This window comes from Bradyrhizobium sp. F1.4.3 (assembly GCF_040548375.1).
In the GTDB taxonomy this organism is placed as follows: Bacteria; Pseudomonadota; Alphaproteobacteria; order Rhizobiales; family Xanthobacteraceae; genus Bradyrhizobium.
The window spans coordinates 62,119-86,142 of sequence record NZ_JBEPRN010000022.1; the positions used below are offsets into that span (position 1 = coordinate 62,119).

The window sequence follows — 24,024 nt, forward strand, 5'->3', positions numbered from 1 at the left end:
TGTTAGTTATACCCGGCAAGGGGTATTTTAACACCGTCAGCGAATCCGGCTGGGTCGCTTGCAGGGGCAGGTTGAGTTGCTGCATCAAGTAGTTCCGGGCTTATAGAAGCTTTCTAACCGCGCCGCCACAGCCACAAACGTACCGCAGCAATTCGCGAGCCAAAAATTCTGATGCGCTACCCCAAGATTTTCTTAGGGTTTTCTCTTGGGCCTCTCTGGGGGCTCCGTTGAGGGCTTCGACAGGCGGCGAGATGCGGCTCTCCGGCAGCGGGCTCGTCTGCGTGCGGGGCGGCCGCGAGGTGTTTGCCGGCCTCGATTTCGAAGCAGCCTCCGGCGAGGCGTTGGCGGTCGTGGGTCCCAACGGGTCGGGCAAGACCTCGCTGTTGCGGCTGATCGCGGGCCTGCTCATTCCGGCTGGCGGCATGATCGCCCTGGACGGGGGCGATTCCGAGCTAACGTTGCCGGAGCAGTGCCACTATCTCGGCCACCGCGATGCCCTCAAACCAGCGCTGAGCGTGACCGAAAATCTGTCATTCTGGGCTGATTTCCTGGGTGGCGAGCATATTGACGCGGCCGAAAGCCTCACTGCCGTCGGCCTCGACCACGCCAGCGATCTGCCTGCCGCGTTCCTGTCCGCCGGCCAGCGCCGCCGGCTCTCGCTGGCTCGGCTGCTCACCGTCCGCCGCCCGGTCTGGCTGCTGGACGAGCCGACCACGGCACTGGACGCGTCCGGCCAGGACATGTTCGGCGGCCTGATGCGCGACCATCTCGGCCGCGGCGGCCTGATCATCGCCGCCACCCACGCCCCGCTGGGGGTCGAGGCGCGGGAGCTGCGGATCGGGGGCGCGACATGAGGCGGCCCGACCCTCAGTTTTCCAAGCGGCTAGATTCCGCCCTCTCCGTTCCCTCCCCCCTCTTGTCCGCCGAAGCCTTAGCGAAGGCGGATGCGGGGGAGGGCAAGGGAGGAGGGAGCGCAGTGTGCCTGGGGCTGGCGAACATGGTCCCCGCCTGCATCGGGGCCGCCCCATGACCGCCCTTTTCGCTCTCATCCGCCGGGACATCCGGATCGCGCTCCGCGTCGGCGGCGGGGCGCTCATTGGCGTGCTGTTCTTCCTGACCGTGGTGGTGCTGATGCCGTTCGCGGTCGGACCGGACCTGGCGCTGCTGTCGCGGCTGGGGCCGGCGATCCTGTGGCTGGGCGCGCTGCTCGCCAGCCTGCTGACGCTCGACCGGATGTTCATGGCCGACCATGAGGACGGCTCGCTCGACCTCATCACGATGAGCCGGACACCGCTGGAACTCGCCTGCGCCGCCAAGGCGCTGGCGCATTGGCTGGCGGCCGGCCTGCCGCTGATTGTCGCAACCCCCGTGTTGGGCCTGCTGCTCAACCTCGACATGGTCGCGACCGGCGCGGTGGCGCTGACGCTGCTGGCCGGCACTCCGGCGCTGACGTTTACCGGCATGATCGGCGCCGCGCTCGCCGTGACCCTGCATCGCGGCGGGCTGCTGATGGCGGTGCTGGTGCTGCCGCTGTCGATCCCGGTGCTGATCTTCGGGGTTGCGGCCTCGCAAGCCGCGATCACCGGGCCATTGTCATTCGGCGCGCCGTTCTCGATCCTCTGCGCGCTGTCGCTGGTCAGCCTCGTAATCGGCCCTTTCGCGGCGGCGGCGAGCCTGAAGCATGGACTGGACTGACCTTGACCCCGATCAACTTTCGCTGCGCGCTTGCATGCTGATTGCGTGAGCAGTCACCGGTGATTATCAGGATACCATGACGCTGATCGACCTCGCCAACCCCTCGCGGTTCCTCGCGCTGTCAGCACGGGTGTTGCCGTGGCTCGCGGCCGCGACCGTCATCCTGCTCACGATCGGACTTTATCAATCCGCCACTGCGCCCGACGACTATCAGCAGGGCGCGACCGTCAAGATCATGTTCATCCACGTGCCGAATGCATGGCTGTCGATGTTCGTGTGGGGCGTGATGAGCGTGGCCTCACTGGGCACGCTGGTGTGGCGGCATCCGCTCGCCGACGTCGCCGCCAAATCCGCAGCGCCGATCGGCGCCGCCTTCACCTTCCTCGCGCTCCTCACCGGCTCGCTCTGGGGCCGGCCGATGTGGGGCACCTATTGGGAATGGGATGCGCGGCTGACCTCGGTGCTGATCCTGTTCCTGATGTATCTCGGCCTGATGGCGTTGTGGCGCGCGGTCGAGGATCCCTCGCGCGCGGCGCGTGCCGCGGCGGTGCTGACGCTGGTCGGTGCGATCAACCTGCCCATCATCAAATTCTCGGTCGACTGGTGGAACACGCTGCACCAGCCGGCGTCGGTGATGCGCATGGGCGGCTCGACGCTCGACAATTCGTTCCTGATCCCGCTGCTGGTGATGGCGATTGCGTTCACGCTGCTGTTCGTCACGCTGCATCTGGCGGCGATGCGCAACGAGATTTTGCGCCGCCGCGTCCGCTCCTTACGGATGATGCAGGCCAGCCAGAAAGCCGCATGACCATGTCACTCGGTCCCTACGCGTCCTTCATCGTGACATCCTATGCCGCCGTAGCCATTGTGGTCGCGCTGCTGATCGGCTGGGTCGTGCTCGACTATCGCAACCAGACACAGCGCCTGCGCGAACTAGACCGCAGCGGCATCACCCGCCGCTCGGGCCGCAGCGCGACGGACACACCATGAGCGATCAATCGACCTCCGGCGCGACACCGCCACGCCGCACCTTCCTGATGGTGCTGCCGCTGGTCGCCTTCATCGCCCTTGCGCTGCTGTTCTGGTTTCGGCTCGGCAGCGGTGATCCCTCGCGGCTTCCCTCCGCGCTGATCGGACGGCCGGCGCCGCAGACCACGCTGCCGCCGCTTGAAGGATTGCAGGCTGACAGTGCGCAAATCCCAGGCCTCGACCCGGCCGCGTTCAAGGGCAAGGTCAGCCTGGTCAATGTCTGGGCCTCCTGGTGCGTGCCCTGTCATGACGAAGCGCCGCTGTTGACCGAGCTTGCGAAGGACAAGCGCTTCCAGCTTGTCGGCATCAACTACAAGGACGCGCCCGATAACGCGCGGCGCTTCCTCGGGCGCTACGGCAACCCGTTCGGCCGCGTCGGCCTGGATACCAACGGCCGCGCCTCGATCGAATGGGGCGTCTATGGCGTGCCGGAGACGTTCGTCGTCGGCCGCGAAGGCACCATCGTCTACAAGCTGGTCGGGCCGATCACGCCGGACAATTTGCGGACCGTGCTGCTGCCAGAGATGGAGAAGGCGTTGAAGGCGGGATCGTAGTACGATCTCATGCCCCGGACGCAGCGCAGCGCTTCTTCAGCGATGCGCTGCAGAGCCGGGGCCCATGCCGACAGGTCGGTCGCGGCCTTCTGGGTCCCGGCTCGCGCTTCGCGCGTCCGGGACACCGGACGTCAGCCCTTCCGCACATCCCCCGCTTCCGCCTCACTGGCTTCCAGCGACACCGGATCGATCTGGTAGCGCTTGGTCAGCGGCATCTGGGCGATGGCGAAGATCATGGTCAGCGGGGTGACGCCGAACACCTTGAAGTTCACCCAGAAGTCCGTGCTCTGGGTGCGCCAGACGATCTCGTTCAACACCGCCATGCCGGCGAAGAACAGCGCCCAGCGCAGCGTGAGGATGCGCCAGCCCTGCGGCGTCAGGTTGAACATCTGGTCGAACATGACGGCGATGAAGGAGCGGCCGAACAAGAGCCCGCCGCCGAGAATCGCGGCAAACAGCCCGTAGATGATGGTCGGCTTGACCTTGATGAAGGTCTCGTCGTGCAGCACCAGCGTCAGCGTGCCGAACACCAGCACGATGACGCCGGTCACGATCGCCATGATCGGGATGTGGCGCGTCACCACATAGGAGGCAATCATCGCCGCCACGATCGCGACCATGAAGGCGCCGGTCGCAGCGAACAAATTGAACTTCGCATTCACGAAGAAGAAGACGAGCAGCGGACCGAGCTCGGTCGCAAGCTTGAACAACGGATGCGGCTGGGTCTTGTCCATTCTTTAGCTTTCGATTCCGGCGATGGCACGAGCGAAATCGCGCGCGGTGAATGGCGCGAGGTCGTCGACGCCTTCGCCGACGCCGATGAAGTGCACCGGCAGTTTGAATTTTTCCGCGAGCGCCACCAGAATGCCGCCGCGCGCGGTGCCGTCGAGCTTGGTCATCACCAGACCGGTGACGCCTGCGGTGCGATGGAAGGCCTCGACCTGCGACAGCGCGTTCTGGCCGACGGTGGCGTCCAGCACGAGCAGCACCGCATGCGGCGCGGTCGCGTCCACCTTGCGGATGACGCGCACGACCTTTTCGAGTTCGTTCATCAGCTCGGCCTTGTTCTGCAAGCGACCGGCGGTGTCGATCAGCAGCACGTCGATGTTCTGCTCCTTCGCCGCCGTCAGTGCGTTGAAGGCGAGGCTTGCCGAATCCGAGCCCTGCGCGCCGGCGATGACCGGCGTCCTGGTGCGCTCACCCCAGACCTTGAGCTGCTCGATCGCTGCCGCGCGAAACGTGTCGCCGGCGGCCAGCATCACCTTGCGGCCTTCGGATGCGAATTTTTGCGAGAGCTTGCCGATGGTGGTGGTCTTGCCGGAACCGTTGACGCCGACCACCAGGATGACGAACGGCTTCTTACCTGCGTCGATCACGAGCGGCATCGCCACCGGCACCAGCACCTTCTCGACCTCGGTTGCGACGACATCCTTGACCTCGTCCGCCGAGATCGCCTTGTCGTAGCGTCCCGTGCCGACGGCCTCCGCGATCCGCACCGCGACTTGCGTGCCGAGGTCCGCGCGCAGCAGCACGTCCTCGATGTCGTCGAGCATGGCGCGGTCGAGCTTGCGCTTGGTGACGAGGTCGGCGACCGCGGTCCCGAGCGAGGACGAGGTACGCTTCAGCCCGTTGGACAGGCGGCGCCACCAGCTCAGCTTGGGGGTGTCGGAGGTGGTATCATTCATGGTCGCGTGTTAGCCGTTCCGGCCCATAAACGAAAGTCTTGCAATTGCTCGATGTTCCCGAATTGACAGCGGATGAAATCCTGGCGCGCGTGCTTCATCGCGACGGGCTGATGCTGGTGATCGACAAGCCGGCCGGGCTGCCGGTGCATCGCGGCCCCAAGGGCGGCGCCAATCTCGAAACCTCGTTCGACGCGCTGCGTTTCGGCCTGCCGCGGCCACCGGTGCTGGCCCACCGGCTGGACAAGGACACCTCAGGCTGCCTCGTGCTCGGCCGTCATCGCAAGGCCACCGCCTCGCTCGGCCTCCTCTTCAAGCACGGCAAGATCGGCAAGACCTATTGGACCGTGGTCGAGGGCGGGCCTGCCGAGAATGAAGGCACCATCGATATGCCGCTCGGCCGGCTCAACGCGGAACGCGGCTGGTGGCAGAAGCCCGACCCTGAGGGCCAGAAGGCGATCACCAATTGGAAGGTGATGGGCCGGGGCGACGGCCTGAGCTGGCTGGCCATGGAACCGGTCACCGGCCGGACCCATCAATTGCGGGTGCATTCGGCCGCGACCGGATGGCCGATCTTCGGCGATAACATTTACGGCAATGGCCCGCGCTTCGGCGAGCCGCGGCTGCATCTGCATTCCCGCGAGATCGTGGTGCCGATTTCCCGGAATAAGGAGCCGGTTCGCGTGGTGGCCCCCGCCCCGCCCCACATGCATGAGCGGCTTCGCGCCTGCGGCTGGAACGGAGAATAGCGTCCGCCCGGGCGCTTGGTTTACCAAACGTTCAGTGCTCGTCTCTAATGATAGCGGTTGCTTAGAACAAGCTTCCGTCAATCCGCTCAGGACGAGCCGCGCGTCATGTCCAAGGCCGAGCTATCGATCATCCAAGAAGTCGAATCCGCGATTCGACTCGGCTCGGCTGAAAAGGGCCTCGAAACAGCCCGGCGCGTCGCCGACCTGTTCCTGTCCTCCGCCGGTAGTTTTGACGACGAGCAGATCGCGCTATTCGACGACGTGCTCGAGCGACTGATCGGCACCATCGAGTTGCGTGCCATCGCCGACATGGGTGCACGGATTGCGCTGGCCGAGATCAGCGCGCAGCTCGCGCCGATCGCCCAGGCGCCGCCCTCTGTCATCCGCCGCCTCGCCAACAATGACGAGATCCGCATCGCCGGTCCCGTGCTCCAGGAATCCGCGCGGCTCGACGACGGCGAGCTGGTGAAGATCGCCTCAAGCAAGGGTGAGTCGCATCTGCTGGCCGTCGCCGGCCGCTGGTGGCTGAAGGAGATCGTCACCGACGCGCTGCTGGCACGCCGCTATCCCAGTGTCAGCCGGCGTCTTGCCGCCAATCCCGGCGCGCGCGTCTCCGGCGGCGGATTTGCCGTCATCGTCGGGCAGGCCGAGAGCGATCCCGAGCTCGCCATCAGTGTCGGCGTCCGCGTCGATCTGCCGTCCGAGCTGCGCCATCGGTTGTTGCGCTCGGCGACCGACGCCGTGCGCACGCGGCTGTTGTCGCGCGCGCCGACGCATCTGTTCGAGGAAATCCAGAGCGCCATCGCAGCCGTCACCGTCGGCGTCGCGCGCGAGATGTCGGGCGTTCGCGACTTCGAAGGCGCGAAGCGCGCCATCGCGAATCTGAAGGCGACAGGCCAGCTCAATGAGGCCACGCTGTTCGGCTTCGCCAGGCAGCGGCGCTATGAAGAGGCCGTGGCTGCCCTGGCTGCGCTGTCCGGATCGACCATCGAGGTCATTCGTCCGCTGATGCAGAGCCTGCGCGAGGACGGCCTGCTCGTGCCCTGCAAGGCCGCGCAGCTCAGCTGGGAAACGACCGCCGCCGTGCTGGAAAGCCGCTTCGCCACCGGCGCGATGAAGCCGGCGGATCTCGCCAGGGCGCAAGGCCATTTCGCCCGCATGACGCCGGAGAACGCGCGGCGCACACTCAGGTTCTGGCAGGTAAGAGCGTCGTAGGGCGCGCTTTCTAGGGTACGGCGTATCCACATCCTCGGTGTCGTCCCGGCGAAGGCCGGGACCCATAACCACAGGGAGAAGTTTGGCGAAGATTAGTCGTTCGGTACTCCGACCACCCGCAATCGATAGATCACGCGGTATGGGTCCCGGCCTTCGCCGGGACGACATTGGGGATGCAGCGCGTCGCAATTTCCTGCAGCCGGATTATGTGGTCAGCCGCTCATCATCACAGCCGCCGATTCTGAGCGGCACCACACTGCCCACGCGCTCGCCAGCAATCGCCACCGGCAAATAATGCTCCGTACGCCCTTGGCTGTCGCTCTCGATCAGCACATCGCGCGTCGCGCCGATCTCGGCTTGCAGCCGCTGACGCAATGCCGCTTCGCCAGCCGCACGTAGCCGCCTCGCACGCTCCTTGATCGAGCTACCCGCCACCTGCGGCATCCGCGCGGCGGGCGTGCCGGGGCGCGGCGAATAAGGGAACACATGCAGGAAAGTCAGGCCGCATGCTTCGACCAGATCCAGCGAACGCGAAAACATCTCCTCCGTCTCGGTCGGGAAGCCCGCGATGATGTCGGCGCCGAAGACGATGTCCGGACGCAGGCGGCGCACCTGGTCGCAGAACGCGATCGCGTCATTTCGCGAATGCCGCCGCTTCATGCGCTTCAGGATCATGTCGTCGCCGGATTGCAGCGACAGATGCAGATGCGGCATCAGCCGCGAATCGTCGGCAATAGCGTCGAGCAGATCGCTGTCCGCCTCGATCGAGTCGATCGAGGAGATGCGCAGGCGCTTCAGCTCCGGCACATGCCGCAAGATCTGCCTGGTCAGCATGCCGAGCTTTGGCGCGCCCGGCAGATCGGCGCCATAGCTGGTGAGATCGACGCCGGTCAGCACGATCTCGGCATGGCCGCGTTCAACCAGTGCCCGCACCTGATCGACCACGGCACCCATCGGCACCGAGCGAGAATTGCCGCGACCATAGGGGATGATGCAGAAGGTGCAGCGATGGTCGCAGCCATTCTGCACCTGCACGAACACGCGCGGCAGGCCGCTCGCAAAGCCGTCGATGAGATGCGGCGCCATCTCCTTCACGGCCATGATGTCGCTGACGGCGATCTTCTCACTGACGCCGATGTTGAAGGCATCGCGCATATTGCGCCAGGCAGAAGTCCGCATCTTGTCGTCATTGCCAACGACACGATCGACCTCGGCCATATCGGCGAACATCTGGCTTTGCGTCTGCGCCGCGCAACCGGTGACGACGATGCGCGCACTCGGCCGCTCGCGCTTCAATTTACGGATCGACTGCCGCGCCTGCGCCACCGCCTCGTTGGTGACGGCGCAGCTGTTGATGACGATAGTGTCGGAAAGCCCGGCGCCCTCCGCCTCGCGGCGGATCACCTCGGCCTCGAAGGCATTGAGGCGGCAACCGAAGGTGACGATGTCGACGCTCATCAGCCGACCGGCGCGAATAGCGCCGGATCGAAGGTGCCCTCATATTCGAAGGTCGCCGTGCCCGTCATCAGCACGTGGTCGTCACGCTCGCGCCATTCGATGCCGAGCTTGCCGCCGGGCAGCGTGATCTCGACATCGCGCTCAGTGCGCTTCAGCCGTGCTGCCGCGACCGCGGTGGCACAGGCCGCCGAGCCGCAGGCCCTGGTGAGGCCAGCGCCGCGCTCCCAGGTGCGGATCGTGATGTGGTCGCGATCAACAATGTGGGCGAGCGTGATGTTGGCGCGCTCGGGGAAGATCGGGTGATTTTCCAAGAGCGGACCAAAGCGGCCGAGATCATAGGCGTCGACATCGTCGACCCAGAAGATCGCGTGCGGGTTGCCCATGCTCACCACGGATGGCGAATGCAGGATCGGATTGTCGATCGGCCCGATCTGCAATTCGATGTAGCGGGTGTCGCGAAATTCTTCCGCCAGCGGAATGTCCTGCCAGCCGAACTTCGGCGCGCCCATGTCGACGGTGTAGAGATCCGGTGCCGGGCCCTGCCAGCAATTGAGCAGGCCAGCCGCGGTTTCGAACGTCGCCGTGGCCTGCCCGGTCTTCTCGAAGATTTGCCGCACCACGCAGCGCATGCCGTTGCCGCAGGCACCGGCTTCCGAGCCGTCATTGTTGTAGATCCGGATGAAGGCTTCGGTGCCGTCGAGCCGCGGCTTGTGCAGCACCATGAGCTGGTCATAGGACACGCCGCCCTCGCCAGACGCCACCGCGCGGGCGTCGTCCGGCGTGACCGACGAGGCAGAATCGCGCATGTCGACAACGACGATCTCGTTGCCGATGCCATTCATCTTGGCAAATGCGTGGTTGGCCAGCGCGCTCATGAAAATTCCCGAATTTCGCCTGCCTTATATGGCGATCCTTAGCGGCTTGGCCAGTGATTTGGCGCCGTCAGCCAGGACGTCTGTCATGCAGTCTGCCATGACGCATCTGTCATGGGACGAATTCGGCGGTCGCGTGTTAGAACGGCGCAGTTCGCGCAAACCGGGACGCGCGGCCGGGTTAGGGGCCTTGGTGGGTTAAGGCCTTGGTACGTAAGGTTTTGGGGAGAATGGAATGACTAGCTTTTGCCGTTTCGCTTTGGTCGCGCTGATCCCGGCAGCGGCCTTGTCGTTTGGCCTGTCCGTCAGCCTGGCACAAACCCCGAGTCCGGCGCCCGCCGCCTCAGTCAGTCCCTCGCAGGTGCCGTCGGCTTCGCCCTCCCCGGCCGCGAGCGCTTCGCCCGCGCCTGCGGCAACGCCCACGCCGGCCGCCAGCGCTTCGCCCTCACCCAGCCCGACCGCCCCGCCGCCCGCCGCGGCCGTAACGCCTGCCCCGGTGCAAACCGCTGATCCCTTCGGCCTGGAGACCACGCTCGAGGCCAAGAAGGTCGTGATGGTCAAGGGCACCGCCAATTGGGATTCGGCCTTCGACACGCTGATCGATGCCTTCAAGGCGCTGAACACACTGTTGGACAAGCAGGGCATCAAGCACGCCGGCAATTCGATGATCGTCTACACCTCGACCGACGACACCGGCTTCACCTTCCTCGCCGAGATCCCGGTCGAGCAGGATCCGAAAAATCTCGGCAAGGACATGAGCATCGGCAAATCGCCGGAGGGCAAGGCGCTCAAATTCGTCCATCGCGGTTCCTACGACAACATGGACAACACCTATGAGGCGATCACCAATCACCTCGACGACAAGAAGCTCGAAGCCAAGGACACCTTCATCGAAGAGTACCTCACCGATCCCCTGACCACAGCCGAGGACAAGCTCGTGATCAACGTTTTCGTGCCGCTGAAGTGAGACCGATGAAAAAGCTCGCCGCCCTTTTTGCTTCCCTTGCCTCCGTTTTCGCCGCCGCGCTGCTGACGACGCCCGCGCTCGCCGATGATTTTCCGTCCGCCATTTCGGTGAGCGGTGAAGCCACGGTTTCCGCCGCCCCTGATCTCGCGCAAATCGATGCGGGCGTCGCCAATGACGCCAAGACGGCAAAGGAAGCCTCGGACGCCAACAACGCCGCGATGGGCAAGGTGCTGCTGGCATTGAAGGGCGCCGGGATCGCCGAGAAGGACTACCAGACCTCGCGGCTGTCGCTTCAGCCGCAATACGGTCAGAACAAATCGACCGGTGCCTCGCCCGTGGTCAGCTTCCGCGCTTCTAACCGCGTCACGGTCAAAATTCGCGACGTGACCAAGGTGGCCGGCATCATCGATACGCTGGTCGGTGCCGGCGCCAACGATATCGGCAACATCTCCTTCGAGGTGACGCAGGCCTCAAAACTGCTCGACGACGCCCGCGAGCAGGCCGTGGCCGATGCCCGCCGCAAGGCCGAGATCTACGCCAAGGCCACCGGCGTCACGCTCGGCGCGCCGCTCAGCGTCTCCGAAGGCGGCGGCCCGATGCCGCTGTTCAAGGCGAGAATGGCCGCTCCAATGGCCGCAGCGCCCGCCGCCGTTGCCCCGGGCGAGGAAACGCTGTCGGTGACGGTGAATGTGAGCTGGGCGATCAAGGCTAGAGAGCAATGACTCTCTTGTCCCGGACGCGCTGCAGCGTGAAACGCTGCTGCGCAGAGCCGGGACCCAGCATGCCGCAAGCGTAGGCCCCGGCTCAGCAGCGCATCACTGACGTGCTGCGCCGCGTCCGGGGCACAGTCGTGCGCGCGGATGGAATTAAATCTCCACCACCTGCCCCGGCTTCATCGCCACAAACCGCTCCTGCGGAATCTTCGCGGCATCGAGCGCTTCCACCAGCGCCTTCGCCGGCGCGTCGATCGCTTCATCGGTCAACTGAAACGTCCCGTGGTGATGCCCCAGCGCTTGTTGCGCGCCGCAATCGGCGAGCGCCTTCACTGCATCTTCCGGATTCATGTGCTGGTCGCGCATGAACCAGCGCGGCTCGTAGGCGCCGATGGGGAGGATCGCCAGGCGAAGCAGCCCGTGTGCCTCGGCGACACCGCGGAAATGCCTGCCATCACCATAGCCGGAATCGCAGACGACGTAGATTTTCCCCGCCGGCGTCTCCAGCACAAAACTCGCCCACAGCGCCTTGTTGCGGTCGAACATGCCACGTGCCGACCAGTGTCGGGTCGGCACCAATGTCACGGCGATGCCGCCGCCGAGCTCGACGCGGTCGTGCCAGTCGAAAGCTTCCACCTTGATCGCCGGATCGGCACCACGCATCGTCACATCGTTGCCGAGCGGGGTGACCACGCGCGGGGCAAAGTTCTTCGCGAGCCGCGACAGCGTCGCGATATCCAGATGATCATAATGCCCGTGCGAGACCAGCACGACGTCGATCTTCGGCAGCTTGTCGAAGGCGATGCCCGGATCGTTGTGCCGCTTTGGTCCGGCCCACCCCACCGGCGAGACCCGCATCGACCAGACGGGATCGACCAGGATGTTGAGGCCGCCGGCCTGGATCAGCCAGCTGGCGTGACCGACGAAGGACAGCCGCACCTTGTCGCCATCAACCCGGGCCGGCGGGGTATCGGCGTGAGGACTCGGCGCCCAGTCCGGCCAGGCCGCGCGCTTTCGTCCGCCGCCGAACTGCCAGCGGAACACCTCGCCGAGCGATTTCGGCGGCGCGCCGTCGGGATCAAAGAAGTGCAGGCCGTCAAAATGGTCGGAGGCAGGTCCGTCGTAGGTTTTCATGCGGAAGATCCAAAAGGACGGGACACCGACCAGCGCGGCACCACCGGCAAGCAATCCGAAGATGCGGCGGCGGGTGATCGGCACGGGGCTGGCTTTTAGGGATGGTCGGAGCGGTAAGACATCATCGCCTATATGGGCGGGGTCGCCGGAAAAGGAACCCGTCGCCGGAAAGGTCATGTTTTCAAGGCCTTGCGTTCCAAAGCGGCCCCGGCCACCCTAACTTTCCTTGACTTTCGGGCGCCAGCGGCGTTTAACCCCGGCACTTTCTCGGAAAGGCTTTCTTTTCGACCCGCCCACTGGTCCCAGAGGCCAGAGGCCAACGCCCGACAGCGCTGTGCGCCCTCGGGCGTAAAGGTATTTGGACTTTCTTCTCCCTCGCCCCGCTCTTGCGGGGAGAGGTTAAAAAGGACAACGGCATTGTTCGACAATCTGTCGGAACGGCTTGGCGGCATTCTCGATCGTCTGACGGGGCGCGGGGCGCTGACCGAAAAGGACGTCGACGCCGCGATGCGCGAGGTGCGCCGCGCGCTGCTGGAGGCCGACGTCGCGCTCGAAGTGGTGCGCAGCTTCACCGAGCGGGTCCGCGAGCAGGCGATCGGCGCCACCGTCGTCAAGTCGGTGACGCCTGGCCAGATGGTGGTCAAGATCGTCCATGACGAACTGATCAACACGCTCGGTGCCGAAAGCCAGACCATAGACGTCAATTCCGTGCCGCCGGTGCCGATCATGATGGTCGGCCTGCAAGGTTCCGGCAAGACCACCACCACCGCAAAGCTCGCCCGCCGCATGGTCCAGCGCGACAAGCGCAAGGTGCTGATGGCCTCGCTCGACATCTACCGTCCGGCGGCGATGGAGCAGCTGGCCGTGCTCGGCCGCGATCTCGACATTCCGACGCTGCCGATCGTCGCGGGGCAGCAGCCGGCTCAGATCGCCAAGCGCGCGTTAGAGGCCGGCAAGCTCGGTGGCTACGACGTCGTGCTGCTCGACACCGCCGGCCGCACCACGCTCGACGAAGAGATGATGGCGGAAGCGGCTGCGATCAAAGCCGCGGCCAATCCACATGAAGTGCTGCTGGTCGCGGACTCTTTGACCGGCCAGGACGCCGTCAACCTCGCCCGCGCCTTCGACGAGCGCGTCGGCCTCACCGGCATCGTGCTGACGCGTGTGGACGGCGACGGCCGCGGCGGCGCCGCGCTGTCGATGCGCGCGGTCACCGGCAAGCCGATCAAGCTGCTCGGCACCGGTGAAAAGACCGACGCGCTGGAAGATTTCCATCCCGACCGTATCGCCGGCCGCATCCTCGGCATGGGCGACGTGGTTTCGCTGGTCGAACGTGCTGCCGCGAACATCGACGCTGAAAAAGCCGCACGCACTGCCGAGCGGATGCGCAAGGGTCAGTTCGACCTCAACGACATGCGCGAGCAGCTCTCACAGATGGCGAACATGGGCGGCATCAGCGGCCTGATGGGCATGATGCCCGGCATCGCCAAGATGAAGAACCAGATCGCGGCCGCCGGCATCGACGACAAGATTTTGAAGCGCCAGGTCGCGGTGATCGATTCGATGACGCGCGACGAGCGGCGTCATCCCGACCTGCTCAAGGCCAGCCGCAAGAAACGCATCGCGGCCGGAAGCGGCCAGAGCGTCGAGCAGGTCAACAAGCTGCTCAAGATGCACCGGAACATGGCCGATGTGATGAAGGCCATGGGCTCGGGCAAGCGCGGCCCGCTCGCCGGCATCGCGCAGGCGATGGGTTTTGGCGGCGGCATGAAGCCGCCGTCGCCGGAAGAGATGAAGGCGCTGCAAGAGAAGATGCAGAGCGGCGGCGGACAGGGTCTGCCCAGCCTGCCGAAGGATCTGCCGGCTGGTCTTCGCACCGGCCTGCCGAACGTTCCCGGACTGACCGGGCTGAGCGGCAAGCCGATGCTGCCGGGCCTCGGCGGATTTCCGGGCAAGAAGAAATGAGGGATTCGTTGCGGGGGATCGTAAGCATCTCGCGCAACGCGGAATACCAATCAACCGAACAAAACGTACTTTGAAGGAGAACCAGATGTCAGTCGTTATCCGCCTTGCTCGCGCAGGCACCAAGAAGCGCCCGGTCTATCACGTCGTCGTCGCCGATTCGCGTTTTCCGCGCGATGGCCGCTTCATCGAGCGCCTCGGCTATTTCAACCCTCTGCTGCCGAAGGACAACGAGACCCGGCTCAAGCTCGACATGGACAAGGTAAAGTCCTGGCTCGACAAGGGCGCGCAGCCCTCGGACCGCGTGTCGCGTTTCCTCGACGCCGCCGGTGTCAAGAAGCGCGAAGCGCGCAACAACCCGGAGAAGGCCGTGCCGCGCAAGGAGCGCAAGGCTCAGGCCGAAGCCGCCGCGAAGGGTTAAGGCTAGAACATGCCGGCGCTGATCTGCGTCGCGCGGATCGGCGCCGCGCATGGTGTGCGCGGCGCGGTCAAATTGTGGACCTTCACCGAAGATCCCTTTGCCGTGCGGCGCTACGGTCCGCTTTCGACCAAAGACGGCAAGCGCCAGTTCGAGCTGGCGCAGGCCCGCGAAGCCAGGGACCATCTGGTCGCGACCTTCAAGGGCGTCACGACCCGTGATGAGGCCGAGCGCCTCAACGGCATCGAACTCTACGTCGCGCGCGAAAAACTGCCCGCGACCGACGAGGACGAATATTACCACACCGATTTGATCGGGCTCGCCGCCATGACCACGACCGGCGACGCGCTCGGCCGCGTGCTCGCGATCCATAATTTCGGCGCCGGCGACATCATCGAAATCGCCCCGCCAAAGGGCACGACGCTGCTGCTGCCGTTCACCAACGCGGTGGTGCCGGAGGTCGATCTTGCCGGCGGTCGTGTCGTGATCGCGCTGCCGCAGGAAGTCGAGGGTGAAGACGAAGACGAGGCTCCCTCCGCGAGTCGTCCCGGCGAAGGCCGGGACCCATAACCACAGGCCCGGGTTTTTGGCTAAGCTGGTGGCCCCGATCATCGCAAAACGGATTGCGGTGGCTATGGGTCCCGGATCTACGCTCCGCTTCGCTGCGCTTGTCCGGGACGACGAGAACTGAGATCTAATGACCGACCCCTCACCCTGGCGCGCGACGGTGCTGACGCTGTTTCCGGAGATGTTTCCGGGGCCGCTCGGCGTGAGCCTGGCCGGGCGGGCGCTGGCCTCCGGGCTCTGGCAGTTCGAGGCACGGGACATCCGGGCCTCCGCCACCGACCGTCACCGCAGCGTCGACGACACTCCGGCCGGCGGCGGACCGGGCATGGTGCTTCGGGCCGATGTTTTGGCGGCCGCCATCGACGCCGCAGAGATCAGCTCGGACCGGCCGAAACTCCTGATGAGCCCCCGCGGTCGGCCATTGACCCAGGCCCAGGTCGTACAACTCGCCCAGGGCCCAGGCCCCCTGATCGTCTGCGGGCGGTTTGAGGGGATCGACCAGCGGGTGATCGACGCCCGCGGGCTGGAGGAGGTTTCGATCGGCGATTACGTGCTGTCCGGGGGCGAAATCGCGGCGCTGGCGCTGATTGACGCCTGCGTCCGCCTGCTGCCGGGGGTGATGGGCAAGGAGGTCTCGGGAACCGAGGAAAGCTTCTCCGACGGCCTGCTCGAATACCCCCAATACACCCGCCCGCAGCTGTTCGAGGGGGTTCCGATCCCGGAGACCCTGACCTCCGGCGACCATGCCAAGGTCGCGGCTTGGCGGCGGGCGGAATCCGAGGCCCTGACGGCGGCCCGGCGGCCCGATTTATGGGCTCAAATCCCAGCTAAGGCCCCGAATCGGCCCGGACGCCAAAAAACGCCAAAAAACAAGACAGACGGGTGACAAACGCTCCGGCTTGCCTTATAGCAGCGCCAAATCCGCAAGAGCTGGATAAACGAATTTCGCGCAGCCCCCGTTTCCAAGGCTGGGCGCGCCGATGGAGATTTACCCATGAACCTGATCCAACAGCTCGAACAAGAGCAATTCGACAAGCTCTCCGCCAGCAAGGACATTCCGGAGTTCGGTCCCGGTGACACCGTGATCGTCAACGTGAAAGTCGTCGAAGGCGACCGCACCCGCGTGCAGGCCTATGAAGGCGTCTGCATCGGCCGTTCCGGCGGTGGCCTCAACGAGAGCTTCACCGTGCGCAAGATCTCCTACGGCGAGGGCGTGGAGCGCGTGTTCCCGGTGATGTCGCCGATGATCGACTCGATCAAGGTTGTGCGTCGCGGCAAGGTGCGTCGCGCCAAGCTTTATTACCTGCGCCAACTGCGCGGCAAGTCGGCCCGCATCGTCGAGAAGACTGAGCACGCCAAGGCCGTCAACGAGTAAGCTCCGCTTACAGACGAGTTTCGTAGAGCGCGGGGCTCAAACCCCGCGCTTTTTTGTTGCGTCAGCCGTGCGCGTCAAAGCCCTCGCGCTTCCAAATCTCCCTGCTATATATTCCTGGAATGTTTCCAGATCTGACCAGCTTCGCACTCACCAAGCGCATCGTCATCGACGATCGCTCGCGGCTGCCTGGCCGGTTCTTCGGACGCTTCGCGACCTCGGCAACGTCAGAGCTTAGTCCCGCAGCTTAAAGGCTGCGCTGAAGACGATTTTGTTGCCCCGCGCGCCACCCGCGCTCTTCGCTGACACACATTCCCGGAGCTTAAGCTCATGTCCAAGCCCAACACATTGTACGACAAGATCTGGAACGACCATCTGGTGCACGAAGCCGAGGACGGCACCTGCCTGCTCTATATCGATCGCCATCTGGTGCACGAGGTGACCTCGCCACAGGCGTTCGAAGGCCTGCGCGCCACGGGCCGCAAGGTGCATGCGCCGGAGAAGACGCTGGCCGTCGTCGACCACAACATCCCGACCACGGACCGTTCGAAGCCGAACCCGGATCCGGAGAGCATCGAGCAGATGCGGGTGATGGCGGAGAACGCCAAGGAATTCGGCATCGAATATTACAACGAGTTCGACAAGCGCCAGGGCATCGTCCATGTGATCGGCCCCGAGCAGGGCTTTACCCTGCCCGGCACCACCATCGTCTGCGGTGACAGCCACACCTCGACGCATGGCGCGTTCGGCGCGCTCGCGCACGGCATCGGCACCTCCGAGGTCGAGCACGTGCTGGCGACACAGACGCTGATCCAGAAGAAGGCGAAGAACATGCGCGTCAGCGTCGACGGCAAATTGCCGGAGGGCGTGACGGGCAAGGACATCATCCTGGCCATCATCGGCGAGATCGGCACCGCGGGCGGCACCGGCTATGTGCTGGAATACGCCGGCGACGCGATCCGCGCGCTGTCGATGGAAGGCCGCATGACGGTCTGCAACATGTCGATCGAAGGCGGTGCCCGCGCCGGCCTGGTCGCACCGGACCAGAAGGCCTACGACTTCCTGCGCGATCGGCCGAAATCGCCGAAGGGCGCGGCCTGGGACGCGGCGATGCGCTATTGGGAGAAACTGAGCTCCGACGACGGCGCGCATTTCGACCACGAGCTGCGGCTGGATGCGGCAAAGCTGCCGCCGATCGTGACCTGGGGCACAAGCCCCGAGGACGTCATCTCGGTGACCGGCTTCGTGCCCGACCCCGACAAGATCGCGGACGAGGCCAAGCGTCTCTCGAAGCATCGCGCGTTGAAGTATATGGGCCTGACCGCCGGCACGAAGATCACCGACATCAAGCTCGACCGCATCTTCATCGGCTCCTGCACCAACGGCCGCATCGAAGATCTGCGCGCCGCCGCCAAGATCGCTGAAGGCAAGCAGGTCTCTGGCCACGTCAACGCCATGGTCGTGCCGGGCTCCGGCATCGTGAAGGAGCAGGCGGAAGCTGAAGGCCTGGACAAGATCTTCATCAAGGCCGGCTTCGAATGGCGCGAGCCGGGCTGTTCGATGTGCCTCGCCATGAACCCGGACAAGCTGGCCCCGGAAGAGCGCTGCGCCTCGACCTCGAACCGCAATTTCGAGGGCCGCCAGGGCTTCAAGGGTCGCACGCATCTGGTATCGCCAGCGATGGCGGCGGCGGCTGCGATCGCGGGCCACTTTGTCGACGTCAGGGAGTGGCGCTAAGCCGCTTCCTGCAATTTGAACTAAAGCGGCAAACAGCCGTTAAGCGGCCTCGCCCACATTGCGTCCTCGCGACGGTTTCGCGAGGACGCGCGCCATGGCCAACAAGCCTGAATATGTCGATCTGATCAGCGCTGCGACCCGCCAGCACCGGCGGCGCGCAACGCCGCTGCGCATCGCCGCCAAGCCCGAGGTCGAGGAGACGTCAAAGCTGAGCCGCTGGCCACCGGCGATGTTCAAGCAGTGGAAGCTCGATAACCTGATGCGATGGAAATCCGCGTCGTGGAAGCTGAAGGATTGGCTCTGAGCTAGATTCTCCGTCGTGCCCGGGCATCCACGATCTTCTATCCGGTACCAAGAACGTGGATGGCCGGGACAAGCCCGGCCATGACGCGTGCAGATAGATCTAACAACGGCTCACATCACCAATAGCGGTACGGATAGTGCCAGCGGCAGACGCGGTGCGGCCCGTAATAGGTCCAGATGATCCGGCAGCGGCGCGGATAGTGGTAATAGGGATAGTAGCCGCCGTAGAAGCGCCGATGGAAGTGGCGATGCCCGTAATAGTAGGGGCGATAACCTCCGTAACGGTGATAGCCGCCATAGCGATGAAATCCGCCATAGCGATAGCCGCCGCCATGGAAGGCCGGCGCGGCGCGGAAGCCTCCGCCATGAAAGCCGCCGAAATGTCCGCCACCACCGTGAAAGCCGCCACCGCCATGGAAGCCTCCACCATGTCCTCCGCCGCCACCGCCGCCGTGGCGAACCTGTGTAATCATGTCATCGGCCGCCGACTTTGCCGCCGGCAACGCCGTCGGATTGATTGGAGTCATGGCTTCGGCGCGCTGCGCAGTTCCAGCCGACAGCATCAGCGTGGCAGCGGCCGCAAGCCCGAGCAAGCGCATCGGGCCTGTCCCGAGACTCAAAATCCTCAGCATCGAATCCTCCCTGAATCTGGACAGCGGAGTTGCGACGCTCGTTCCCGGCACGCGTCATCCCTGTTCAGTTGCGGTCGCTCCCAAGATTGAATTAGGGACAGCGACGTGAACGCCCAATGAATGAATGACGTTCCCGGCATCGCGCTGCGACGCAGTGCCGCGACAGGAGGAATCTTCGCGATGACTGTCTATGCCGACGAACGTCGTGTGTGCTGCGTGTGGCCGCATGACAAGCTTGTCATGATATCGTTTCCCGACGAGACCGCGTTTCTCGCCTTCTCGAACTCACCCGACTATGTCGAGATCTCGCGAGATCGAAAAGCAGGCGCGCAAGCGATCGTGCTGCTGGTCAAGGGATTTGTGCCCGCCGATTAGCGTAGCGACCTTACCACCACGGCCCATAGCCAAGCACGAAGGATGCAGGCACGGCATAGGGATAAGGCCGGTAGTAGACGGGCCGCGCGTAATAGTGCGGATCATGGGACGTATCGGGCCGCGCCAGGTCATCGTGTCGCACGTGTCGTCGCGCATCGAAAACCGCGACCCCCGCCGAGGCATCCGGCTTCGCCAGCCTCTGCGCAGCGGAAGCGCAAGGCAAGCCGGCGGCAAGCGCGACGACAACGGCCAACTCAATCCATTTCGCCATGACGACCTCCGGCCGCAGCATGCGGGCTTGATGAGACTGTCTGCAAGTTAAAACAGGCCCGTTACCGGGCCTGTCCTGTCTGCGACGATCGCCTCACCAGTGGCGGCGATGCCAATGGCGGCGGTGCCAATGATGACGGTGCCAGCGATTCCAACGTACCTCCGTGATCGGCTTGGCCTCATCCTGCACCGACTGCGCGGCACCCGGATTGATCAGCGATACGGCCTGTGCGCGCTCGACCGGCGCGGCAAGGACGAACAACGCTCCGGCGGCCGCGAGGCCCAAGCTCTTAAGGCCCAAGCTCTTAGGGCCCATGATTTTCAAAGACTGCATTTTCGTTGGATCTCCTGACATCGTTCTTGCGGTGCACGCACTGATCAGACGTTGCGGCACGAGGACGACGCTAGAGTCCCGGGCCTGGATCGCGTAAGAAAGAACGCGCCGCAGCATGAATGCGAAGACACGCGGCAAGTTCCGGAACGCCCGCGCAACATTTCACGCGCCGTCAAAACCAGCCGTCAAGGACGCACGTATCTTCTGGTCGAGCGACTACGGGAGATGGTCATGGCAAAATTCCTGGCACAGTTTCACAGACTGCGAATATCCAGCCTCGCGATCGCGGCGAGCATTGCCCTCGGCGCGAACTCGGCGCTTGCCGCGCAAGGGCCGGGCGTCGAAGCCGGCTCTGCAAGCCCTCTGACGCAGCTGGTGATGGCGATCCTGGTCTATGGCGCGTCCGCGCTCATCGTCGGCGCCGGATTGATCGGCGCGCTGCGCAGGCATTGAAGAAGGCGTCAGCCCCGGCGCCAGTAGCAGCTCATATGCGGCACGATCACCGTGCCGCTCGGCCGATACTCCTGCACATAGGTCGCGTTGCATTCACGGACCGCATCGGGGCCCGGGTTGTAGCGCGGATAGACACCGTCCGGGCTGTAATAGGGCGTGACGCGCAGCCGGGTCTGGGGTCGCTTGCGCGGCGGCGGGGCGTCGGGCGAGGCAGCCTGGGCCAGCCGAATTCCGGGAGCAGCCGTCTGGGCCTGAGCCTGAGCTTGGGCGCCGACAAAAAAAGTCGAAAACAACCCCATGCAAAGTAGAACCGCTGTTCCGGCCCGCATCGTAGCACCCACCTGAAACGTCCCCATCGAGGTGCCGTACGCTCCCCGTTTTGGCGGCGCCCGTCAACCTCGGCCCACGCTTATAAAGCCAGATGCATCAGCGGGGAACCCGCGCTAAGAGAAGCCCATGTGGACCGACCTGAAGGCGCCCTCGCTGGCCGAGATGGAAGCGATGGCACACGACATCTTCGAGCGCCTGCCGGCGGAATTTCGTAAGCTCTGCGAGGGCGTAATCATCCGCGTCGACGACTTCCCCACTGAGGAGGTCCTGGACGAGATGGAATGCGAGAGCGAGTTCGACCTGCTCGGCCTGTTCCAGGGGGTCGGACTGCCCCAGCAGAGCTTTGGCGACGTGGCGCGGCTGCCCAACATGGTCTGGCTCTACCGCCGGCCGATCCTGGACTATTGGGCCGAGCACGAGGAAAGCCTCGGCCATATCGTCCGCCACGTCCTGATCCACGAGATCGGCCACCATTTCGGCCTCTCGGACGACGATATGGCGGCGATTGAGGCCCAAGAACCGAGCTAAGCAGACGAGATCTGCCGAATTCGGCCTAGGATTCGGGCCCCGATCGCGATAAATACCCCTTCCCCTGAACCACCCGGGAAAGCGCAACCATGGACAAGTTCACCACGCTGGAAGGCGTCGCGGCGCCGCTGAAGATCATCAATGTCGATACCGACATGATCATTCCGAAGCAGTACCTCAAGACCATCAAGCGCACCGGCCTTGGCAAGGGGCTCTTCTCCGAGCAGCGCTACAAGGACGACGGCAGCGAGAACCCGGATTTCGTGCTGAACCAGCCGGCCTATCGCAAGACGAAGGTGCTGGTCGCCGGCGACAATTTCGGCTGCGGCTCGAGCCGCGAGCACGCGCCCTGGGCGCTGCTCGATTTCGGCATCCGCTGCGTGATCTCGACCTCGTTCGGCGACATCTTCTACAACAATTGCTTCAAGAACGGCATTCTGCCGATCCGCGTGTCCCAGGAAGACCTCGACAAGCTGTTCGACGACGCCGAGCGCGGCGCCAATGCGACGCTGACGATCGACCTGCCGAACCAGGAGATCCGCGGCCCCGACGGCGGCAAGGTCAAGTTCGAGATCGATCCGTTTCGCAAGCATTGCCTGATCAACGGCCTCGACGACATTGGTCTGACGATGGAGAAGAAGGCCTCGATCGACACCTATGAGGAGAAGCTCAAGACCGAACGCGCCTGGGCTTGATCTCGACTTTTCATATAAGCCCCGGTGCCATCGGCGCCGGGGCTTTTTCTTTGCCCTCGATATCCCTTATAGCTTCCGCGCATGTTGCCTGACGTTGTCACCTTCTGGCATGGCCCAATGGACGCACTGCGCCAGACCTGTCTGCGCTCGCAGCTTGCGGCCGGCCATAAGGTCACGGTCTACAGTTTCGACACCATTCCCGGCCTGCCCGCGGGCGTCGAGAACGCGGACGCCGAGGCGATTCTGCCGCACGCTTTCGCCGAACGACTGCGACCACCGCAGCCCGATGGAAGCTGGCGCGACTGGACCACGCTTCAATTCAGCGACTTCTTCCGCATGAAGCTGATGGCCAGAAGCCTCGGCCTCTGGCTCGACGCCGACGTGCTGCTGCTGAAGCCGGTCGAGATCGATCAGGCAAAGCCCTACTTCGCCTGGGAGCGTCCGCGCCAGCTCGGCAACTCCGTAATCTATCTGCCGCCCGAGCACGGCATCGTTGGTGCCTTCGAGGAGCTGATAGAGCAGGAGGAGCTGACGCCGGACTGGCTGTCGCTGCGCCATCGCATCACCTTTGCGATGCGCCGCCTGCGCGGCGGTTCGAATCGTCTCTCGGACATTCGCGTCGCGATTTTTGGGCCGGCGGCGCTGACCGCGCTCGCCCGCCGCACCGGCGAGTTGAGCTGCGCGCTGCCGAAGCAGTCGTTCTACGCCGTGCATGCCGAACCAAAATTGTTCTTCGATCCCTCGAGCTATCTCGGCCTCGTCACTGACCCCGAGATCATCGGCCTGCACATCTCGCCCAAGGGCCGCGGCGGCGAGAAGCCGATTCCAGGCAGCCTGTATGCGTGGGCGGCGGAGCGGTTTGGCTAACCTAACTCTCGTGCCCCGGACGCAGCACAGCGCTTCTTGAGCGGTGCACTGCCGGGCGGGGGCCCGGTGATGCGGCGATATGGATCCCGGCTCTGCGCAGCAGCGTTTCGCACTGCTGCGCGTCCGGGACACGAAAGCGCCGACATCTCGCCGCGCTGAGGGACAGCTCTCGGTTACTTCCCCATCGCCGCGATCGCGTCCGCGATCTCGATCGTGCGGCGCGCCATGTCGGCATGCAGGCGCTCGACCATCGCGCCGTCGAGCCGGATCGCGCCGCGCGACACGTTCTCCGGCAATTCGAACGCCGCGATGATTTTTCGGGCGCGGGCGACTTCCTCCTCGGGCGGCGTGAAGATCGCGTTGCAGGCCTCGATTTGCGAGGGATGGATCAGCGTCTTTCCGTCGAAGCCGAGGTCGCGGCCCTGCGCGCATTCGGTGGCAAAACCGTCCGGATTGTTGATGTCGCTGTAGGGGCCGTCGAGGATTTCGAGGCCGTGCGCGCGCGTCGCCAGGATGCAGTGAGTAATCATCGGAATCATCGCGGCGCGGCCCGGCAGCATCTTGATCCGCGTCTCGCGCGAGATGTCGTTCGGACCGAACACGAAACCTGACAGACGCGTCTTCGGATCGCGACCGGCGGCGGCCAGCTCCTCGGCATGCAGCACCGCGCGCGCGGTTTCGATCATGGCCCAGACTTTTACAGTCGGTCCGGCGCCGAGCTCCGCGAGGCGGGCGCCGATCGTCTCGAGATCCTCGATACTGGAGACCTTTGGAACCAGGATGCCGTCCGGCGACGCCTTGGCGGCCATCGCGACGTCATCGGCCCACCAAGGCGTGTCGAGGCCGTTGGTCCGGATCAAGATCTCCCGCTTGCCAAATCCCTTGGCCGCGATCGCGGCGGCGATCTGGTCGCGCGCCACCGCCTTGGCGTCGGGCGCGACGGAGTCTTCCAGATCCAGGATCAGGCCGTCGGCCGGCAGGTTCTGGGCCTTTTCCAGCGCGCGGGGGTTGGAGCCGGGCATGAACAGATGGCTGCGGCGCGGGCGGGTCATGCAAGCGTTCCTTCCGGTTTCCTCGTGTCTATTCTGAACTGAGCCGATAGCACCTGGCCTG

Annotated in this window: 31 protein-coding genes; 21 read left to right on the forward strand and 10 right to left on the reverse strand. The window is 64.7% G+C overall.

The features are described from left to right. Nucleotides 1–251 precede the first annotated feature (251 nt). The 5 genes from ccmA to ABIB73_RS33865 all read left to right on the forward strand — a co-directional run bounded on the left by ccmA (nt 252) and on the right by ABIB73_RS33865 (nt 3,278). Complete coding sequence (ccmA, locus tag ABIB73_RS33845; RefSeq protein WP_354231465.1) at nt 252–854, forward strand: heme ABC exporter ATP-binding protein CcmA; 603 nt, start codon at nt 252–254, stop codon at nt 852–854. Between the two features lie 172 nt (nt 855–1,026). Further along, on the forward strand, nt 1,027–1,695 hold the full coding sequence (gene ccmB, locus ABIB73_RS33850) for a heme exporter protein CcmB (RefSeq protein ID WP_354231345.1): 669 nt from the start codon (nt 1,027–1,029) through the stop codon (nt 1,693–1,695). Between the two features lie 76 nt (nt 1,696–1,771). Further along, on the forward strand, nt 1,772–2,503 hold the full coding sequence (locus tag ABIB73_RS33855) for a heme ABC transporter permease (RefSeq protein ID WP_354231347.1): 732 nt from the start codon (nt 1,772–1,774) through the stop codon (nt 2,501–2,503). After that, the gene (ccmD, locus tag ABIB73_RS33860) at nt 2,500–2,685 is read left to right on the forward strand and encodes a heme exporter protein CcmD (protein ID WP_354231349.1); all 186 of its coding nucleotides are present in this window, start codon (nt 2,500–2,502) and stop codon (nt 2,683–2,685) included. Before ABIB73_RS33855 ends, ccmD begins: the two co-directional genes overlap by 4 nt. Then, the gene (locus ABIB73_RS33865; protein WP_354231351.1) at nt 2,682–3,278 is read left to right on the forward strand and encodes a DsbE family thiol:disulfide interchange protein; all 597 of its coding nucleotides are present in this window, start codon (nt 2,682–2,684) and stop codon (nt 3,276–3,278) included. Before ccmD ends, ABIB73_RS33865 begins: the two co-directional genes overlap by 4 nt. Nucleotides 3,279–3,409: 131 nt before the next feature. Here ABIB73_RS33865 and ABIB73_RS33870 read toward each other — a convergent pair whose 3' ends face one another. Both ABIB73_RS33870 and ftsY read right to left on the reverse strand, forming a co-directional pair. Next, entirely contained in the window at nt 3,410–4,012 is a 603-nt protein-coding gene (locus ABIB73_RS33870; protein ID WP_354231353.1) for a septation protein A, read from the reverse strand. A gap of 3 nt (nt 4,013–4,015) precedes the next feature. Next, nucleotides 4,016–4,963, reverse strand: a complete 948-nt coding sequence (ftsY, locus tag ABIB73_RS33875; RefSeq protein ID WP_354231355.1) for a signal recognition particle-docking protein FtsY — start codon at nt 4,961–4,963, stop codon at nt 4,016–4,018. A gap of 44 nt (nt 4,964–5,007) precedes the next feature. Between ftsY and ABIB73_RS33880 the strand changes: the two genes are divergently transcribed. Then, nucleotides 5,008–5,709, forward strand: coding sequence for an RluA family pseudouridine synthase (locus ABIB73_RS33880; RefSeq protein WP_354231467.1), 702 nt, complete (start codon nt 5,008–5,010; stop codon nt 5,707–5,709). Nucleotides 5,710–5,814: 105 nt separating this feature from the next. Continuing rightward, on the forward strand, nt 5,815–6,924 hold the full coding sequence (locus tag ABIB73_RS33885; RefSeq protein WP_354231357.1) for a DUF2336 domain-containing protein: 1,110 nt from the start codon (nt 5,815–5,817) through the stop codon (nt 6,922–6,924). A 204-nt stretch (nt 6,925–7,128) separates the two neighbouring features. Here the strand turns inward: ABIB73_RS33885 and mtaB are convergent, their stop codons facing one another. Both mtaB and dapF read right to left on the reverse strand, forming a co-directional pair. Continuing rightward, the gene (mtaB, locus tag ABIB73_RS33890; RefSeq protein ID WP_354231359.1) at nt 7,129–8,382 is read right to left on the reverse strand and encodes a tRNA (N(6)-L-threonylcarbamoyladenosine(37)-C(2))-methylthiotransferase MtaB; all 1,254 of its coding nucleotides are present in this window, start codon (nt 8,380–8,382) and stop codon (nt 7,129–7,131) included. Next, a complete protein-coding gene (gene dapF, locus ABIB73_RS33895; RefSeq protein WP_354231361.1) occupies nt 8,382–9,257 on the reverse strand; it encodes a diaminopimelate epimerase in 876 nt (291 codons plus the stop codon). The genes mtaB and dapF overlap by 1 nt, the downstream gene beginning before the upstream one ends. A 232-nt stretch (nt 9,258–9,489) precedes the next feature. Between dapF and ABIB73_RS33900 the strand changes: the two genes are divergently transcribed. Both ABIB73_RS33900 and ABIB73_RS33905 read left to right on the forward strand, forming a co-directional pair. Beyond that, entirely contained in the window at nt 9,490–10,221 is a 732-nt protein-coding gene (locus tag ABIB73_RS33900; protein WP_354231363.1) for a GyrI-like domain-containing protein, read from the forward strand. A 5-nt stretch (nt 10,222–10,226) separates the two neighbouring features. Next, on the forward strand, nt 10,227–10,943 hold the full coding sequence (locus ABIB73_RS33905) for an SIMPL domain-containing protein (RefSeq protein ID WP_354231365.1): 717 nt from the start codon (nt 10,227–10,229) through the stop codon (nt 10,941–10,943). 144 nt (nt 10,944–11,087) lie between these two features. On the opposite strand, the gene ABIB73_RS33910 is transcribed toward ABIB73_RS33905, so the two are convergent. Then, nucleotides 11,088–12,152, reverse strand: a complete 1,065-nt coding sequence (locus tag ABIB73_RS33910; RefSeq protein ID WP_354231366.1) for an MBL fold metallo-hydrolase — start codon at nt 12,150–12,152, stop codon at nt 11,088–11,090. A 333-nt stretch (nt 12,153–12,485) separates the two neighbouring features. Between ABIB73_RS33910 and ffh the strand changes: the two genes are divergently transcribed. The 7 genes from ffh (at nt 12,486) to ABIB73_RS33945 (ending at nt 18,428) form a co-directional block, all read left to right on the forward strand. Next, nucleotides 12,486–14,033, forward strand: a complete 1,548-nt coding sequence (gene ffh / locus ABIB73_RS33915) for a signal recognition particle protein (RefSeq protein WP_354231368.1) — start codon at nt 12,486–12,488, stop codon at nt 14,031–14,033. Between the two features lie 85 nt (nt 14,034–14,118). Then, entirely contained in the window at nt 14,119–14,451 is a 333-nt protein-coding gene (rpsP, locus tag ABIB73_RS33920) for a 30S ribosomal protein S16 (protein ID WP_354231370.1), read from the forward strand. Nucleotides 14,452–14,460: 9 nt separating this feature from the next. Further along, nucleotides 14,461–15,018 carry a ribosome maturation factor RimM gene (rimM, locus tag ABIB73_RS33925; RefSeq protein WP_354231372.1) on the forward strand — a complete coding sequence of 186 codons (558 nt, stop codon included), beginning with the start codon at nt 14,461–14,463 and terminating at the stop codon, nt 15,016–15,018. Nucleotides 15,019–15,145: 127 nt separating this feature from the next. Then, nucleotides 15,146–15,901 (forward strand): tRNA (guanosine(37)-N1)-methyltransferase TrmD, encoded by a 756-nt coding sequence (gene trmD, locus ABIB73_RS33930; RefSeq protein WP_354231374.1) that lies wholly within the window; start codon nt 15,146–15,148, stop codon nt 15,899–15,901. 108 nt (nt 15,902–16,009) lie between these two features. Continuing rightward, a complete protein-coding gene (gene rplS, locus ABIB73_RS33935) occupies nt 16,010–16,390 on the forward strand; it encodes a 50S ribosomal protein L19 (RefSeq protein WP_354231376.1) in 381 nt (126 codons plus the stop codon). Nucleotides 16,391–16,717: 327 nt separating this feature from the next. Then, complete coding sequence (leuC, locus tag ABIB73_RS33940) at nt 16,718–18,124, forward strand: 3-isopropylmalate dehydratase large subunit (protein WP_354231378.1); 1,407 nt, start codon at nt 16,718–16,720, stop codon at nt 18,122–18,124. Nucleotides 18,125–18,218: 94 nt separating this feature from the next. Continuing rightward, entirely contained in the window at nt 18,219–18,428 is a 210-nt protein-coding gene (locus ABIB73_RS33945; protein WP_354231380.1) for a hypothetical protein, read from the forward strand. Nucleotides 18,429–18,543: 115 nt separating this feature from the next. Here the strand turns inward: ABIB73_RS33945 and ABIB73_RS33950 are convergent, their stop codons facing one another. Further along, nucleotides 18,544–19,059, reverse strand: coding sequence for a hypothetical protein (locus ABIB73_RS33950; protein WP_354231382.1), 516 nt, complete (start codon nt 19,057–19,059; stop codon nt 18,544–18,546). A 180-nt stretch (nt 19,060–19,239) separates the two neighbouring features. On the opposite strand from ABIB73_RS33950, the gene ABIB73_RS33955 reads away from it, so the two are divergent. Continuing rightward, a complete protein-coding gene (locus ABIB73_RS33955) occupies nt 19,240–19,434 on the forward strand; it encodes a DUF1330 domain-containing protein (RefSeq protein ID WP_354231469.1) in 195 nt (64 codons plus the stop codon). A gap of 10 nt (nt 19,435–19,444) precedes the next feature. Here ABIB73_RS33955 and ABIB73_RS33960 read toward each other — a convergent pair whose 3' ends face one another. Beyond that, nucleotides 19,445–19,705, reverse strand: coding sequence for a hypothetical protein (locus tag ABIB73_RS33960; protein WP_354231384.1), 261 nt, complete (start codon nt 19,703–19,705; stop codon nt 19,445–19,447). A gap of 93 nt (nt 19,706–19,798) precedes the next feature. Continuing rightward, nucleotides 19,799–20,038 (reverse strand): hypothetical protein, encoded by a 240-nt coding sequence (locus tag ABIB73_RS33965; RefSeq protein ID WP_354231386.1) that lies wholly within the window; start codon nt 20,036–20,038, stop codon nt 19,799–19,801. A gap of 231 nt (nt 20,039–20,269) precedes the next feature. Between ABIB73_RS33965 and ABIB73_RS33970 the strand changes: the two genes are divergently transcribed. Next, nucleotides 20,270–20,491, forward strand: a complete 222-nt coding sequence (locus ABIB73_RS33970; RefSeq protein WP_354231388.1) for a hypothetical protein — start codon at nt 20,270–20,272, stop codon at nt 20,489–20,491. Between the two features lie 8 nt (nt 20,492–20,499). On the opposite strand, the gene ABIB73_RS33975 is transcribed toward ABIB73_RS33970, so the two are convergent. Next, the gene (locus tag ABIB73_RS33975) at nt 20,500–20,790 is read right to left on the reverse strand and encodes a hypothetical protein (protein WP_354231390.1); all 291 of its coding nucleotides are present in this window, start codon (nt 20,788–20,790) and stop codon (nt 20,500–20,502) included. 157 nt (nt 20,791–20,947) lie between these two features. Between ABIB73_RS33975 and ABIB73_RS33980 the strand changes: the two genes are divergently transcribed. The 3 genes from ABIB73_RS33980 to ABIB73_RS33990 all read left to right on the forward strand — a co-directional run bounded on the left by ABIB73_RS33980 (nt 20,948) and on the right by ABIB73_RS33990 (nt 22,911). Continuing rightward, nucleotides 20,948–21,349: a metallopeptidase family protein gene (locus ABIB73_RS33980; RefSeq protein WP_354231392.1), complete on the forward strand. Its 402-nt coding sequence runs from the start codon at nt 20,948–20,950 to the stop codon at nt 21,347–21,349. Nucleotides 21,350–21,438: 89 nt separating this feature from the next. Further along, a complete protein-coding gene (leuD, locus tag ABIB73_RS33985) occupies nt 21,439–22,044 on the forward strand; it encodes a 3-isopropylmalate dehydratase small subunit (protein WP_354231394.1) in 606 nt (201 codons plus the stop codon). A gap of 81 nt (nt 22,045–22,125) precedes the next feature. Next, complete coding sequence (locus ABIB73_RS33990) at nt 22,126–22,911, forward strand: glycosyltransferase family 32 protein (RefSeq protein WP_354231396.1); 786 nt, start codon at nt 22,126–22,128, stop codon at nt 22,909–22,911. 173 nt (nt 22,912–23,084) lie between these two features. On the opposite strand, the gene ABIB73_RS33995 is transcribed toward ABIB73_RS33990, so the two are convergent. After that, nucleotides 23,085–23,963 (reverse strand): HpcH/HpaI aldolase/citrate lyase family protein, encoded by an 879-nt coding sequence (locus ABIB73_RS33995; protein ID WP_354231398.1) that lies wholly within the window; start codon nt 23,961–23,963, stop codon nt 23,085–23,087. Between the last annotated feature and the right edge of the window lie 61 nt (nt 23,964–24,024).